Consider the following 17673-nt stretch of genomic DNA (forward strand, 5'->3'; position numbering starts at 1 on the left):
ATTTTATATATTTTAAAGAAATAATGCTTTTCCCTAAAAGTTCAATTGAATAGAATCAAGCGCGTTCTCTTCTTCCTCATTGCTGCCGCTCAATCCGATATGTTCGATTAGAATGCTTGGCTGTTCCAAAATCGCCGATAGGATGTGTAAGTAGTCGTTTGATAAAACCTCGATTCTGCTTTTCTTAAACAGTTTTTTCGAATATTCAAACAGTCCGTAATAGTTGTCGCGGTCCGCCTGAATCGACAAGGTCAAATCGAATTTGGCAACCGAATGATGAAATGGATACGGCTTGAGTTGAAGGGAATCGAAAGTCAATTCAGCATGATCAAGATTTTGCAGCACAAACATCGTATCGAATAAAGGATTGCGGCTTGAATCTTTTGGAAGATGCAGATGCTGAATTAATTCTTCCAACGGATAGTCTTGATTTTTATAGGCGTTCAGCATGTTTTCTTTTACTTCATTTAAGTAGGCATCAAATGTTTTACGGCCCGCCGGGTGATTGCGAATGACTAACGTATTGACGAACATTCCCACGACCGGCTCTACATCTAAATGAGTCCGCCCGGCAGACGGCGTTCCTACGATAATATCTTCTTGTCCGCTGTATTTGGATAAAAGAATCGTATAGGATGCCAATAAAATCATATACAGTGTTGCTCCTGTGTCTTCTTCCATTTGGCTTAAACGCTGTTTCAAGTGTTCGGGTATAAGAAATTCAAATGATTCGCCTTCGTAATCGCGTATGGCAGGTCGCTCATAATCCGCAGGCATATCCAGTACAGGAATATCACCGTGAAACTGATCCAGCCAATACGCTTCCTGGTTCTTGATGTTCCGTTTCTGAATGTCCGATTGCTGCCAAACTGCAAAGTCTTTATATTGAATAGAGAGCGGGTCCGGTTCGTTCCCCTCGTAGATTCGGCTTAAATCTTTCATCAGAATATTGACGGACACGCCGTCAGAAATGATATGATGCATATCCACCACAAGCACGTGCCGCGCAGGTTCAATTTCAATCAGTCCGGCCCGCATCAGCGGCGGTTTGGCTAAGTCAAACGCTTTGATGAAATCAAGCACACGGTCTTCCGCTTCTTCTTCGCTAGCTTGAATTCGTTCTATCGTAAAGTCGACGTTCTGATGAATACGCTGTGCCGGCTCGCCTTCATATAAATCAAAGCTGGTACGCAACGCTTCATGACGCGCGATTAATTTTCGGAAAGCGGCGTTTAACCGTTCGGGATCGATCGTCCCTTCCACATTCATGGCACCCGTCATATTGTAAGTCAGCTCGCCGCCTTCTGTGTGACTTAACAAATACATCCGCCTCTGAGCTGAAGAAACCGGATAATATGGCATTTTCTTTGCAACCGGAATCGGTACATATCGATTTTTGTCCATGTGTAACGCCTTGTCAGCCAATTGTTCAATGGTAGGAAACTTGAATATGTCTTTGAGAGACAGATTCACATCCAGCTCTTTGTGAATTCTGGCGGCTAAGGCAGCCGCTCGAATGGAGTTGCCTCCGAGATCAAAGAAATTATGTTTGATCCCCGCATGGCTTATTCCGAGCACTTCCTTCCATAAATCTGTCAGTTTGGACTCCGTCTCATTACCCGGCGGAACATATTCAGCTGTCTGCTGCAGACTCGCTTCCGGTGCAGGCAGTGCCTTACGGTTTATTTTCCCGTTGGATGTTAACGGCATATGCTCCAGACGGACAAAATAGGACGGAACCATGTAGTCCGGAAGCCCCGATGACAATTGTTCCCTAAGCTGCGCAGCCGCTATAGGCTTGTCGCTTACGTAATACGCGCATAATTGTTTTAAGCCGTCTTCTTCTTCTTTCACTGTAACCGCGGCTTTTTGCACCGCTTCCGCGTTATGCATCGCTGCTTCAATTTCACCAAGCTCGATTCGGTGTCCCCTGATTTTGACTTGTTCATCAACGCGCCCAATATATACAAGATTTCCGTCCTTCAATCGCTTAGCCAAATCCCCTGATTTGTACATCTTCGCTCCCGGGACATACGGGTTTTCAACAAATTTCTCTGCCGTTAAATCCGGGCGGTTCCAATACCCTCTGGCAACACCCGGTCCGCTGATATATATTTCGCCGATTACCCCGATCGGAACCAGGTTTCTGCTTGCATCGGCCACATAAATATCCGTGTTGGCAGCCGGAGTGCCGATCGGTACAAATTCCCGCTTGTCCCGTTCTGCGTCGAACTGATAAATCATACATCCGACGACAGCTTCCGTCGGTCCGTATTCATTGAAAATGTCCAGCCGGCCTTTAAACTGCTCGCTGACACTTTTGGCCAGACGGGTGCTTAAATTTTCTCCGCCGACAATCATTTTCCGTATTGCGGTGCCGCCAGCGATATTCATCTCCTTGATGACGTGCAGATGTGCCGGGGTCAATTTAATCATGTCTATTCTTGAGTCCCGCATAATCTCAGAAAGCACAGCGCTTTTGTCTTCGCCGTCAAAGACAATGATGGTATTTCCCGTAACCAGCGGTGTAAATATCGAGGTCACAGTCAGATCGAAAGAGATGGAAGAGTATAATGGAAAGTTGGTTTTCTCACCTCTTACATAAACCTCTTTCGCCCACCAAATATAATCAGCCAGCCCCTGATGCTCAATGAGTACACCTTTTGGATTTCCCGTGGAACCTGACGTATAGATCATGTAGGCCAAATCATGCGCATCGCTGTCCGATTCAAGATTCGAGTGCTCCTCATGGTATGAGTTTTCCTCATCCAAAAGCACAACGTCACCATCATACGGTAATTGATCCAGCAGGCTGCGCTGTGTCAACACAACCTCCGCTCTTGAATCTCTCAGCATATATTGGATCCGATCTTCCGGATATTCAGGATCAATGGGCACGTATGCGCCGCCGGCTTTCAGAACAGCCAAAATTCCGACAATCAGCTCGATCCGATGCGGGCAGATGATGGCAACGAATTGATCCGCTTGTACGCCTTTTGTCCGTAACGTCCGCGCCAATCGGTTCGCCCGTTCATTGAGCTGTCTGTACGTATACCGCTCATTGCCAAAAATAACGGCTTCATGATCGGGACTCTGTTCAGCCTGCATTTCAAACCACCGATATACCGTTTCCTTATGCGGATACGGCGTCTTTGTGCCATTACACTCCGTCAGCAGTTGATGCCGTTCGGTTTCAGACAGCATAGGAACGGAAGACAATGTCATCTCCGGCTGCTCAACAAGGCTGTTTAAAATGGCGGTATAGTGTCTGGTAATCTGTTCAATGGTGTCTTTTGTGAATTGTCCCGGTTTATAATCAAAATGCATCTCTATCTGTTGACCGGCATCTTCGATCGTGAGCATCAAATCATACAAAGAGACTCCTGGATTTCGTTCTTTCACTTTAAATGTACATTCATTGTGCCGGATTTCATGAAATTCAATGTTTTGAAACACAAACATCGTGTTAAACAAAGACTTTCCGGTTGTTTCCCGCTGCACATTTAATTTCTCCACAAGCCGGTCGAATGGATAGTCTTGGTTTTCGAAAGCGTCAAGCGTCTGCCGCTTTACTTCTTCCAGATAATCCGTAAACGTTCTATTGGCGTGCGGCTTCGTCCGGATTCCGATGGTTTGTATGAAAATACCGATGATCTTTTCGATATCCGGATGATTTCTTCCTGATGCAGGCGTGCCAACGACAATGTCTTCTTGTCCCGTATATTTATGAAGCAGCACATTATAGGCGGCCAGAAGCACTGTATAGAGAGTCGTTTCCGCCTTTTGCGCCAAGTCTTGAAGCGAACGGATGACATCCGGCTGTAAGGAGCATGTCACACGCTGTCCCTCAGAAGACCGTTCTGCCGCTTTTGAACCGTCTGTCGGCAGGTCAAGGATGGGAATTTCGTCTTGAAATTGTTCCAGCCAATATGTCTCCTGCCGCTTCATGGCATCGTCATTCAGCCGTTGGTTTTGCCATTCTGCGAAATCTTTATATTCAAATTCAATGTCCGGTAATGGTTTCTGATGATATAAAGCCAGCAATTCATTTGTAAGGATGTTGACGGAATAACCGTCCGAAATGATATGATGCATATCGATGAGCAGTTCGGCCTGCTCGTTTTCAATCTTGATCAGCTCCGCACGAACTAACGGAGCTTGATCAAGGCGGAACGGTTTTACAAACCGGTCTGAATAGGCATCAAATTCGTCCCGGCTCATTGTCCGGACATGAACGTTAAAATCAACTTCGTTCTCAAGTTTCTGAACGATATCGCCATCTATAATGTCGAAATACGTGCGAAACGCTTCGTGCCGCTGCATCACTTGTTGAAGAGATGAGATCAGGGCCTGCTCATCGTACTTCCCTGTTATTGATATGTGGCCGAACATATTTTGCGCCAGCTGATCCGGTTCCAGTTGGTGCAGGAAATATACTCTTTGCTGTGCCGGCGATGTCGGGTAATACGCTTTTTTCTCGGCAGCCTTCATCGGGAGGTGCACGACTTTCGTTTCGTTCTGAATGAAACCTGCTAATTCCTTAACAGTCTGGTGATTGAAAAATTGTCCGATGGAAACCTTTTGATGAAATGTCTTCTGAACTTTGGAAAGCATAAGCGTTGCCTGGAGTGAGTTTCCCCCCAGAGCCAGGAAGCGATCTGATCTGCCAACCCGTTCAAGGCCGAAAAGTTCCTCCCAAATCCGCGCCAGCTGCCGTTCCGTTTCATTTACCGGCGCCTCATAGGCTTCAGTAAAATTTGCCGTATTGCTTCCTATTGAAGAGATCCGCTTCTGGTGTTCGGCGTAAAGTGCTTGTAAATCATGCTGTTCTTCATCGGAAAACATCATCATGGCGTTAAGAGGGATTGAATCTCCCTCAACCATTTTTTGCAGCAATTTTGTAAAACCCGTTCCCCACTTTTTCATGATTTCCGGACTGATGACGTTCGTATTAAAGTCGAAATCAAGAACATATTCTTGATGCGCGTCTGTTATGTTCAGAAATAAATCGTACAGGGTGCATTTTACCGGGTATGCAACGGGCTCCGCCTCCGCCTTTCCGAAATGCAGCTTTCGAAAAGGCCTGTCTAAATTAAAGATAATACGCATATCCGGCACTTGATCGTGCGGAAGCTCTCTGGCCACCAGTGTCATCGGGACGGCTTGGTGCCGCATTGCAAGATTCACGCTTTCTTTCATACTGCCAAGATAACCGGATAAAGTGCTTTCTGAAGAAGACGTGTTCTTCACCGGAATCATATTGACGCAATTTCCAATCAGATCATGCTGTTTCATATGCGATTGACCTGCTGCGGGGACCCCAATCACAAGGCCTGACAGTTTGGTAAGCCGGTGCAGAAAAAGATGAAATGCACCCAGCATCGTCACAAATACGCTATTTTTCATCTGAATGCTTAATGACCTTAAAGCCTCGCTCAATGGCCGTCCAAGCCTGACGGTACACCGGTCTCCCTCATACCCGTTCGGATAACGGACAGAAGCTGTGCTTGGCAGAATTGGCTGCTGTATCGGTTCAGAGAAATGACGCCGCCAATAACGGACCCCTTCTTCATAATGGCCGCTGTCAATCTGTGCCTGCTGCCAGTCTAAGTATTGGCGAAACGAAACATCTGCCTCTTTCGGTGAAATCGGTTTTCCTTGTACTATTGCCGCGTAGTTGCTCTCCAGTTCTTGAACAAAAACGGCGATTGACCATCCATCGGCAATGATATGATGGAACGTGAGCACAATCAGATGTTCATTGTGAGCCGATGTAAGCACATGGATTCTAAACAAAGGCTTTTGTTCATGGAAATGAAACGGCCGCTTGGCATCTTCTGTCAGCCATTTTTGGATTTCCGGCTCCCGATGTTCATGCGGGTGACCGGTAAAATCAATGACAGGTATATCTATATTCATCCGTTCCAGCACTTGCTGTACCTCGTCATCGGGATGAATCACCGTACGTAAAGCTTCATGACGGTCAACGATATGCCGGACGGCTTGTTTTAATGATGTATACTGCAGTTCGCCCTTCACTTTCAGCATAATGGACTGGTTTAAAGCGGCGGAAGCTTCATTCCCGTAATGGGATGCCATAACCAACTGCTTTTGTTCAGGTGAAAGCTCGCGCGTCCCGGACTTTTTACGGCCTCCGCCATCAGGGGAATCCGGGCCTTCCGGAATAAATCCGCCTCGGCGAAGATCCTCCACCGTGTCTTTCACCGCTTGAATAATATTTTCGATATCATCCGCGGTATGCGCCGCAGACAAGAAGCAGTTGCGTCCCTCCCACACATAGACCCCTTTATAGTTGAGATGGTAAAAGAACAAGTCATTATCAAGCGATGAGACAAACCGGAATAAAGAACCGAATCGAACCATGCGGATAGGCACTTGCGCTTGTTCGAAGCAGCGATTCAGCTCATCGACCAGGTAGGCTGTTTTTTGATTAAGCTGCTCATACAGATGCTCTCCTTCGGTTTGTAAATGGCGAAGGACGGCCAATGACATCCTCATGGTAAGCGGGTGAGTATTGAAGGTGCCGGCCACAAACGTGCGTTTCGCCTCGTCTTGCGGGTAGGAATCGTCCCCATACTGCCAGGTACCCCCGTCGATCGCATTCATGAACTCAGCTTTTCCGGCAACTACCCCTAACGGCTGTCCGCCGCCGATGATTTTTCCGTAGGTCACTAAATCAGCCTGAATGCCGAACCATTCCTGTGCGCCGCCAAGACCGATCCGAAATCCGGTAATAATTTCATCCATAATCAGAGCTGTTCCGGATTGCTGCGTGATCGCCCGCAATTCTTTCAAAAATGCCTGCGGCTGCAAATCCGGTCTGCGGCTTTGTACCGGTTCCACCAGTACGGCTGCCAATTCATCACCAAGACTGCGGATCACGTCCAGCGAATCGGGATTGTTGTAATGTAAAATAATCAAATCATCCATAAAGCTCTGCAGTATGCCCGGAGCCAGCGGATTCGCAGACGCAGCCCCGCCTTTTGTGCCGGCAACCCCTAATACGCCGTCAAACGTGCCGTGATAAGATCCCGAGAACGCCACAACTTTCTTTCTTCCTGTTGCCGCCCGCGCCAAACGCAGGGCAACCATGACGGCCTCTGTTCCGGAATTATAGAAAGCGACCCTTTCCACTCCGGTACATGTGCGGATCCGGTCGGCAACTTCACCGGCGACATCTGACATCGGGCCGAGCGGAGGCAATGATGAACGGGTTGAATCATCGATAACCTGTGTAATAAAGGAAGGATGATGCCCGAACAGGTTAACCCCGAATCCCATGGTGATATCGATATATTCATTTCCGTCAATATCCCACATTTTAGAACCGTCAGAACGTTCGGCGATAATCGGGTATACGATTTCCTTCCAATACGAACGGAAGCTGGACAAATTGCGGTTGTTTGCATGAGCAAATCGGGTGTTGTCCGTATATTGTTTGGAACCTTTCGTTTTATCGGCGTATTTCTTGATGAAATCTTCTAAGTATTGTTTTTGCCGTGCGGTATAGTGCCCCTGATCATTCAGGTTCTGAGGCTGAAAAGGAACATAGGGTTTCGCTTCTTGAGCCGCTTTCTTTTCTGCAGTGACGGTCGGATGCCCCTGCTTGACAGAAGGAATTGATTTCTCTTGCGCTTTAGCGTATTCTTTCTCATCGGAATGATGTCCGCTGTTTCTCAACAAATTAAAGCTATTTAATTGAGCTTGCAAGGTATCCTGAATTAATTGATTCTGAGAAGCGATTATTTTTTCGAGCATATGCTCTTGATGACCTTCTCTGCGATCCGATTCAGACTGCGCTTCTGAAATGACCTGTATTTCCTGCGCCGGAACATTCTCTTGAGGCGGAGCGGATGCAAAGGACGATGGAACGGTCTCAGCCAAGTAATCTATGACACTTTGAAGGTTGTTCATCGTATCAAAAAAACGATCCATCGGGATGTCTACCCCAAATTCGTCCGCAATGGCTTTTTTGACCTGTGACAGCATGATAGAATCCATTCCGAGCCCGATAAAATGAGCATTCAGATCGAGTTCCTCCGCTCTGATCCCTGAAGCATTGCTGATTACAGTTTTCAGGAAGGATTCAATGTGCGCTTTCGATTGATTGATATTCAATGCTGCTCCTCCTTTCTTTTCGCCCTCGTTTAAGCGCAATTGGTCAGCTTCAGCCCAGCATCGGCTCCGTTCAAACGGATACAGGGGCAATGGCGTCTTTTGTACAGTTTCACCGGAATAAAGCGCGCGCCAATCGATAACGGCTCCTTGCACAAATAATTCGGCTGCGCGATTCAGCCATGTGATCCGTTCATCTTGCGTACGTAAACGCTGCTTAATCAGAGCGGCTGCTTGTTGATTCAGCTCTTCTTTATGAGCAGGCAGCATTTCCTTCATATTCTTGTAACCGATGTATACACCGGGAAGGTTTCTGTCTCCCTGAATCAGGCGGGTCAGCTTATCCGATAGTTCTTGTTTACCGGATACAATCATGGCAATGCCATGATCCAAATGAGCCCTGCCCGTACTGGCTGTATAGCAAATGGACTTTAATGAGGCTTGGCTGTCATCCGATACATATTGCCGGTACTGCTGTGCGAGTTCATAGAGTGATTTTTCAGTATGAGCGGATAAAACAAATAGGTGCGGCCCATGTTCATCCTCGGGCGCATACTCACTTTGAGAAATATATTCTTCCAATACCACATGAGCGTTCGTTCCGCTAAAGCCAAATGAGCTGACTCCGCCTCGCAGCGGCTCATCACCGGATGTGAACTCCGCAGCTTCCTGATTCACATAAAATGGTGATGAGTGAAAATGAATGAGCGGATTAGGTTCATTAAAGTGCGCTAACGGCGGATTTTTCTTGTGATTCAGCATGAGGACAGATTTGATCAGCCCGACGATGCCTGCCGCTTCAAACAAATGACCGATGTTCGATTTAACAGAACCAATCGCACAAAATTGTTTTTTTGCCGTATACTTTTCAAACGCTTTACAAAGTCCGTTAAATTCAACCGGATCACCGAGCTTCGTTCCGGTGCCATGCGCTTCGATGAAAGACAGTGTTTCAGGGGCAATGCCCGCGTCTTTCCAAGCCGTCTCAATGACCTCAGTCTGAGCTGCCGGATTCGGTGCTGTAATCCCGGCGGTTGTTCCGTCTTGATTCATCGCGCTTCCCTTGATTACGCCGTAAATATGGTCTCCGTCGCGAACAGCATCCTGCAAAGGTTTTAGCAGGACTGCGGCCGCGCCTTCACCTGTGCCCGTGCCGTCTGAATCTTTGCTGAACGTTTTCGTGTACCCGTCCGAAGATTCCATATCAAGCCCGATACAGATCGGCAAGAGCGATGTCCGGATACCGCCGGCAAGAGCCATTTCACAATCGCCGGATATTAAAGATTTGCATGCCATATGAACGGCGGCAAGCGATGAGGAGCATGCCGTATCCACTGTGACCGCCGGCCCTTTTAAATTTAAGAAATAAGCGATTCGGCTGGCTAGCACGGAAGGGAGATTGCCCACGATATATTGATGAAGTTCCTCCGGATAATTCGCAGAAAGGAGACGTTCATAATCGTAGCCCACCTTCGAGTACCCCGCATATACCCCGACACGGCTCCCGTTCATGCTGCCGCCGGCATAGCCCGCATCTTCAATCGCATGCCATGCAGACTGCAAAAACAGTCTTTGGTTAGGGTCCATAAACTGAGCCGCTTTAGGAGCTAAACCGAAGAACGAATAATCAAAGCGGTCGATTTCATCTAAATAGCCGCCCTTCACAAACTGACTCTCATTGAACTCGCTTTGGATGGACTTTAAATAATCCGCCGCATCTTTCAGCCGGGATTCGGGGTATTCTCGAATGCTGTGCTCACCTTTTTCAAGCAGATTCCAAAAATCACTTTTCGTTGACGCTCCCGGGACATTGAGCGACATCCCGATAATGGCGATATCTTTCGGTGTCACATGGCTTGGTTTCGCTGCCGCGTCCTGTTTGATTTCAGCCCGGCTTTCAGACAGATATGCCGCTAAATCAGTGATAGAAGGATACGTAAAGAGATCTGAAACGGCAAGCTCGCATCCGAATTTCTGTTCTATGCGCTCGGCAATCTGCGATAACTGTAATGAATTTGCTCCCATATCAAAATAACTGTCAGCGAGGTGAACCTTTTTCCCGTTGAGCACTTCGGAAAAGATAGACAGCAATTCCGTTTCTATCTCATGAATGGGTGTCTGTCCGGATGTTTCCGGGCTGCTCTCCAAACATTCATTGATAGCGGCAGACTCTGTTGAAAAATTCCCTGCCTCATACTGTCTGGCAAGTTCGTAGCGTTTAACCTTTCCGCTGGTTGTTTTAGGGAGTTTTCGGATCGGAAGGACTTCTTTTATGCTCCAGCCGCCCCGCTTGTACAAATGCTTTTTTATCTCTTTGACAAGCGGTGCGAATTTTTCAGGTGATTTTTTGTAAACAACAAAGAGCACGATTTCTCCGCTTTGTGTCTTTTGATCATATACACCGCAGGCGGCAACCCTTCCTAAGTCAACCTCTTCCATTTCAATCGCGACCCGTTCAATATCGTGCGGGTAGATATTTTTTCCGTTCACGAAAATAATGTCCTTTTCTCTTCCGGTTACGACTAAGTTACCACTTTCACTAATGAATCCGAGGTCTCCCGTTTTTACCCAGCCGTCAGAAGTCAGCGCTTTTTCCGTACTCTCTGGGTTGTTATAATACCCTTGCGTCACATTGTCTCCTTTGATGTGGATATGGCCGATGATTCCGTCTTCTACTCTTTCATTTGTTTCATCGGAGATCCGAAGCTGACAATAGTCAATAGGTTGTCCCACCTCGACGAATGAAGCGCAATTTTGGTCCTCTTTGCTGACTTTTACAGCTCTTTCACCAAGATTTAAATAGTCACGATGCAAATAAACGGGAACGAATTCTTTACCTATTTTAGAGAACGCTGCGCCAACCGAAGCTTCCGCTAAACCGTAAACATTCAAAATGGCGGATCTTTTCAGATTGAATGCTGCGCATCTTTTCAAAAATTCGTCACACAGCTCCGGTAATATCGGTTCTGCACCGTTTGCGATGACCTTGATGTGGGATAAATCCCAGTCTGGTTCGTTTTTCAGAAATTTAAGGAAATAGTTGTACCCGAAATTAGGAGATGATAGAATACTGGCTTTGTGTTCATGAGCTTTTTTCATCCAAAGAATAGGTCTGCGAATAAATAACTCTGTAGGCATTAGATTTTGATTGATTCCGGTTATGAAGGGAACAAGGTGGCAGGCGATGAGCCCCATATCATGCGTTAAAGGCATCCATGATAAGAAAGAGTCTTTCGAATGAACGTGTAGGGCATTCCCAATGGCGCACGTGTTATGTATTAAGTTGTGATGCGTTAACATGACTCCTTTTGGATCTCCTGTCGATCCGGAAGAAAATTGGATAAAGGCGAGTTCATCCGCATCAGGTTCATAAAACGAAGCGGGGTAATCGTAGATTTGATCTTGAATGACGTCAGATTTTTCGTTTAATTGATGATGGAAATCCTGTAAATCGTGTTCTGCAGCGTATTTCTTTATTTTGTCCAATACTTTTTCAGAGGCAATCAGAAACGGATGATTTAATATATTCCAAATGCGCCAGACCTTCAGTTTATGGTCATCATCTTCTCCGATACTGACCGGAACCGGGATCATTCCTCCTAATATACAAGCCCAAAAAGCAACGACAAATGATTTGTTTTCTTGGATTTGAAATACAATTTCCTGCTTCGGCTTAATGCCGAGATGCTGTAAATAGCCAAGATACCCTTGCGCCTCTTCAAACAATTGGCGATAAGAGACAACCGTCTCGTTTTTATCGGATTCGATAAAACGGATCCCGCGATCAGAGATATTGCTTCTTTCCCGAATGACGTCTACTAAGGTTTGGAATTGACTGGTATACATAGGTCCCCTCCTGGGCGCTTTATTTTAAAATCCGCAATTCTTCCCAAGCCGGAAGCTGTTTAGCTTCACAAATTAATTTGCATAAATGGATCGAATGTTCGAGTTCTTGTTCTGAAAGCACGTCTTCATGCCTTTTCATTCTCTCTTTCAGCTCTTGGATTTGCGTAAATAATGGCGTCGTCATATTGGAATAAGCCGCTGAATCCTTGTTGTAATTTCGCGCTATGACGGATTGAATCATCAATTTATTCAGTTGTTTTTTGCGTAAATGGACAATATGTTTCTTTCTTTCCGCTGAATTGGAAAGCGGGGGAACATCAGATGTCTGTCCTAAGGGATAAGGTACAATGTGATTCGTTGTTTTTCTCAGCAGACCGGCTAAGACATTGTTCGGACCCATTTCGATGACTTCTGTGACTCCATGTAAAAGCAAGTAATGCATCGATTCTGTCCATCTAACCGGCATCGTCATGTGCTGCTTGAGATGTTCGCTGATCGAATTTCCGCTGCTGTAAGGGCGCGCGGTGACATTTGAAATAATCGGCCATGCGGCATCCCGGAAAGAATACTGGTGTAATACAGTCTGGAATTGTTCGGAGGCTGATCGTATCATCGAACTGTGAAAAGGCGCACTGACATTCAAATAAGTGTATGCCGCACCCTTTTCCTCCGCCATCTTGATGACACGTTCCACAGCTTGCCGGTGTCCGGAAATCACATGCTGCTGTTCTGAATTCATGCAGGCTACACCTGCCGGAAAGTCTTCCGTCGATATTTTCGAACATATTTCCTGCAACGTTTGAAGAGAGAGGTGAGTCACGGCGGCCATCGCCCCCTGCTGCTGGGGATCTGCATTTTGCATAAGAATTCCCCGCTCCCTTACAAGTGTAACGGCATCCCGAAAAGAAAGGGCGCCGGCACAGACAAGCGCTGAATATTCGCCTAAGCTATGGCCTGCCAGGAAGCGGGGCTTCACCCCTATTTCCTGCATATACACTTGAAAAGCAATCACACTGACCGTTAAAATAGCGGGCTGCGCGTTCATTGTCTTTGTCAATTCATTCATATCTCCGTTAAAACACAGTTTTTTTACATCCAAGGAGATCGCATCGCTCGCTTCTTCAAACAATCTCTTTGCGAGCACAAAATCATTCCAAAATTGTTTGCCCATTCCTACAAATTGAGACCCTTGTCCAGGAAATAAAAAGGCAAGATTGTTCATGAGATTCCTCCGATCATATTGAACAGGGGATACAATATCCTACAAAATATCCCTTTATCTAACATCCTAGCATGATTATAACAAATGTGTATAGAATACTTTCGGAGGAGTTATTGTTCGTTTTCACAAACGAATTAGATATATTTATTCATAAAATAAAACATGGGGGTTTCACCGAAAATCAGTCTTAAAGAGAGATGATGAAAGCCGGGGTGGAGCCTGTTACCGGCTCTTCTTCACTTCGGACACGCTCTTCATGTTTCATATGTTTTAGGGCTATTGGCATTATTGTGTCAGAAATTACATATTTTCTGTTTATTGTAAAAAATCATTTGTATATCTGTGAAGGATTGTAAACTGATTGCGCTTGTTTATAAATGTGGCGCAAGAGATGGATCTGGATGGGGAAAATCCGCAAGGACGAAATACGCCGCAGAACATGCGAATGACCCTGCCCGGATACCGATTGACGCAGTAAATCGGCCTATTGAGTGAGCAAGGTTTTCAGGCATAAAAAAACAGCCGTTCAGAGCGGCTGTTTTTTTAAAAAGTATAAGAACTATTGAGCGGTATACCCGCCATCCATGACTACGGCCTGACCTGTGACCCCTTTTGCTTTGTCGCTGGCCAAAAATACGGCGTAATCAGCGATTTCCTTCACTGACAGCAGCCGTTTTTGGGGAACGAGCGGAAAGATGACGTCCTCAAGCACCCGTTCGTACGGTACATTCCTTGTTGCGGAAATGTCCTTTAACTGATTGCGGACAAGCTGAGTGTCCACATATCCCGGACAAAGCGCATTGACGGTAATGCCGTCAGCCGCGCCTTCAAGTGCGCCGACTTTCGTTAAACCGATGACGCCGTGCTTGGCGCTGTTATATGCCGCTTTCCCGTGAAAACCGATCAGTCCGTTGACAGACGCCATATTAATGATTCGACCGAATTGCTGTTTTTTCATAATGGGAAATGCATGCTTCATTGCGATAAATGGCGCAGTCAGCATGAGACGAATGAGCCGTTCAAACTGTTCGGTGGGAAATTCCTCGATGGGCGCGACATGCTGAATGCCCGCATTATTCACAAGGACATCGAGACGTCCGAATTGTTTCTCGACCGTCTGGAGCATGTCGGCCACTTGCTTTTCATTTGTTACATCGCATGTGATGCTGACTGCTTCACAGCCTTCATCTGTCAGTTTTGCCGCCGCTTCTTTCCCCGCTTGTTCGTTTACATCAGAGATGATGACGGCTGCTCCTTCACGGGCGAATTCTTTTGCGATTTCGAGCCCGATTCCTCCTGCTGCACCTGTTACAACGGCTGTTTTTTCAATAAGCAATGAATGCATGACGGCACCTCCTCATTTTGGTCTGATCCCGTTTTTTAACGACTGGCTGACAGTAAAATGACCTTCTGTTTTCTCAAAGACCTCCTCCATTGTTACACCTTCCTGCAGTTCGGTGAGCGTCATACGGCCATCATGAAAATCGAATACAGCCAAATCTGTGATCAGCCGATCGACCACCTGCCTGCCGGTTAAAGGCAGCGTACATTCCGTTCTCACTTTAGATTCCCCATATTTATTAACGTGCTCCATAATGACAATAATCCGTTTTGCTCCGTGAACTAGGTCCATTGCGCCGCCCATTCCTTTGATCATTTTTCCGGGGATCATCCAGTTCGCCAAATCTCCCCGTTCGGACACTTCCATCCCGCCGAGGATCGCTACATCAATGTGGCCGCCGCGAATCATGGCAAAGGATTCGGCACTGTCAAAATACGAGGCTCCCTTTACTTCGGTGATGGTTTCTTTTCCCGCGTTGATCAGATCGGGGTCCTCCGTTCCTTCCGCCGGATAAGGCCCGATCCCGAGCAAGCCGTTTTCAGACTGAAGCAGGACGTTATAATCATTCGGTATCTCATTGGCTACAAGCGTCGGCATCCCTATCCCCAAGTTCACATTCATTCCGTCCTTAATTTCCTTTACAGCCCGTTTGATCATTCGTTTTCTGCTATCTCTCATTCTGTCAGCCTCCTTTATCATGCTTGCCGGACGGTGCGGCGTTCAATCCGTTTTTCATGAATCCCGCCGAGCAGCACGTGCTGCACAAAAATACCCGGCGTATGAATTTGATCCGGATCAAGCTCTCCGGCATCGACGATTTCTTCAGCCTCTGCAATCGTCACTTTGCCTGCCATTGCAGCGAGCGGATTGAAATTTCTCGCCGTCTTTCTGAACATCAGGTTGCCCAGAGGATCGGCTTTCCAGGCCTTTACGATGGCGGCGTTCCCTGTAATCCCTTTCTCCAGAAGATAGGTGCGTCCGTCAAATGTCTTATGTTCTTTTCCCTCGGCTACTGATGTTCCGACGCCCGCAGGTGTGTAAAACGCCGGAATGCCCGCCCCTCCCGCGCGAATTCTTTCTGCGAGCGTTCCTTGGGGCACCAATTCGACTTCCAGCTCCCCGCTTAAAAACTGCCGTTCAAAGGTTTTGTTTTCTCCCACATAGGATGCGACCATTTTTTTGATCTGCCGGTTTGCAAGCAAGAGGCCTAACCCCCAATCATCAACACCGCAGTTATTACTGACAACGGTCAAGTTTTTTACGCCGCTGTCCCTGATCGCGAGAATTAATTGTTCCGGAATGCCGCACAGGCCGAAGCCTCCTGCGATGAGGGTGTCTCCGTCCTTGATCAGTGCAGCAGCATCTTGATAAGAGTCCATCACTTTTCCTTTTCCCATATTCGTTTCCCCTTTCTGTTTTGGCTACACAAGGCCCGTCAGACTGTAAATGGCGATGATGACAAACACAGCGGCTGTTTTAATGACGGTAATGGCAAAGATATCCCTGTAGGATTGGCGGTGGGTCAACCCGGTGACCGCGAGCAGCGTAATGACGGCGCCATTATGCGGAAGAGTGTCCATCCCGCCGGAGGCCATCGAGATCACCCGGTGCATGACCTCCGGCGGGATGTGGAATGTATTGATTGCTTCTGTATACGCTGCTGACATCGTGCTTAAAGCGATGCCCATTCCTCCTGATGCCGATCCTGTAATCCCGGCAAGCGCAGTGGTCGTCACCGCTCCGTTGACGAGCGGATCTGTAAACGTCTGCGATATGCCGCTGCTGACCATTTTAAAGCCGGGAAGCGCCGCAATGATGCCGCCAAATCCGTATTCGGCTCCTGTATTCATCGACGCCAGCAAGGCGCCCCCGATGCCCTCATTCAGTCCTTCTTTCAAATTGAAGAGGACTTTTTTCCAATCGAACAAAATCGTTGTCATGATTCCGATGAACAGTGCGAGTTCTACTGACCAGATCGCAGTGACGGAGGAAAGGTCAATCTTCCCGAACGCTTCTAGCCCGAGCGGCGCAAAATCAAATCCGTCAGGGTACCAATGCGGGAGCCACATCGTGAAGCATTTGTTCATGACTCCCACAAGGATAAGCGGAACAAAGGCGAGCACTTGCCGCGCGGGGCTGGGTTGCGGTAAAACAGGCGTATGTGTTTCATTAGCCAGACTAGAGGATTCCTCTGCAGCGGAAACTTCAGGTTGAAATCCAGCATAGCCTTCTCCGGCATTGGCCGCTTTTTTGCGCCGGGATTCTAAATAAATCATTCCGGCCGTAAGCACAAATGCTGCACCAATCAGTCCGAGCCAGGGAGCGGCATAAATGTTTGTTTTAAAAAAAGCGGTCGGAATGACATTTTGAATTTGCGGTGTGCCGGGAAGCGCATCCATTGTAAATGTAAAGGCGCCCAATGCAATCGTACCGGGTATCAGACGCTTGGGAATATCAGCTTTAATAAATAGGTTTTTAGCAAACGGATAAATGGCAAACACCGCTACGAAGAGACTGACGCCGCTGTACGTTAAAATCGCACCCATTAAGACGATGGCGAGAATGGCTCTTTTTGCTCCCACAAGTCTGACGATTGTTTTTGCAATCGACTCGGCGAGCCCGGATATTTCAACAACCTTGCCAAAAACGGCCCCTAAAAGAAATACGGGAAAATACAGCTTAATAAATCCTACCATCTTCTCCATAAATATATTCGAGAAGAAAGGAAGTACGAAGCTTGGATCTGTCAGGAGCACGGCAAACAGCGCACAAATCGGGGCGAATAAAATGACTGAAAAGCCCCGGTAAGCCGCAAACATCAGCATGCCTAATGCCAATAAAATAATAACAATGTCCACAAATCCCCCTCTTTTCTGCTTAATATTAGTAAGCGCTTACAAAAAATCGAGAAAATAAAGCAAAAAACATGCCGGTTTTGCACAGTTTCTGAGGCTGAAAAAATGTGCATCATGATGAATGTTCCGTTTTGGCGAAAGAAAGGGAGACTCTTGCTGTATTAGATTGATTGGCTGAGCAGTGAGTTTTTTTAGGGATAGTGAGATGGATCAGAGAGGATTTTTGCTTTATAAATATGTATTCTTTTTTCTTTCATTTATTTCCTGCAAGA

The 17673-nt window shown here is 46.9% G+C and carries 6 protein-coding genes; all 6 read right to left on the reverse strand.

Annotation, left to right across the window (positions count from 1 at the left end; genetic code table 11):
* Window positions 1–33 precede the first annotated feature (33 nt).
* Window positions 34–11982, reverse strand: coding sequence for a bacillomycin D hybrid PKS/NRPS BamA (bamA, locus tag ACKTRM_RS09225; protein WP_012117679.1), 11949 nt, complete (start codon window positions 11980–11982; stop codon window positions 34–36).
* A 19-nt stretch (window positions 11983–12001) separates the two neighbouring features.
* Window positions 12002–13204 carry a bacillomycin D biosynthesis malonyl-CoA transacylase BamD gene (bamD, locus tag ACKTRM_RS09230; protein WP_012117680.1) on the reverse strand — a complete coding sequence of 401 codons (1203 nt, stop codon included), beginning with the start codon at window positions 13202–13204 and terminating at the stop codon, window positions 12002–12004.
* 559 nt (window positions 13205–13763) lie between these two features.
* A complete protein-coding gene (locus ACKTRM_RS09235; protein ID WP_012117681.1) occupies window positions 13764–14549 on the reverse strand; it encodes a 3-hydroxybutyrate dehydrogenase in 786 nt (261 codons plus the stop codon).
* A gap of 12 nt (window positions 14550–14561) precedes the next feature.
* A complete protein-coding gene (locus ACKTRM_RS09240; RefSeq protein ID WP_012117682.1) occupies window positions 14562–15224 on the reverse strand; it encodes a CoA transferase subunit B in 663 nt (220 codons plus the stop codon).
* A 17-nt stretch (window positions 15225–15241) separates the two neighbouring features.
* Complete coding sequence (locus ACKTRM_RS09245) at window positions 15242–15943, reverse strand: CoA transferase subunit A (RefSeq protein WP_007410135.1); 702 nt, start codon at window positions 15941–15943, stop codon at window positions 15242–15244.
* A gap of 24 nt (window positions 15944–15967) precedes the next feature.
* Window positions 15968–17404, reverse strand: a complete 1437-nt coding sequence (locus ACKTRM_RS09250) for a GntP family permease (protein WP_012117683.1) — start codon at window positions 17402–17404, stop codon at window positions 15968–15970.
* Window positions 17405–17673: the final 269 nt, after the last annotated feature.

Origin of the sequence: Bacillus sp. D7-8 (assembly GCF_052055895.1) — a bacterium.
Lineage (GTDB): Bacteria > Bacillota > Bacilli > Bacillales > Bacillaceae > Bacillus > Bacillus velezensis.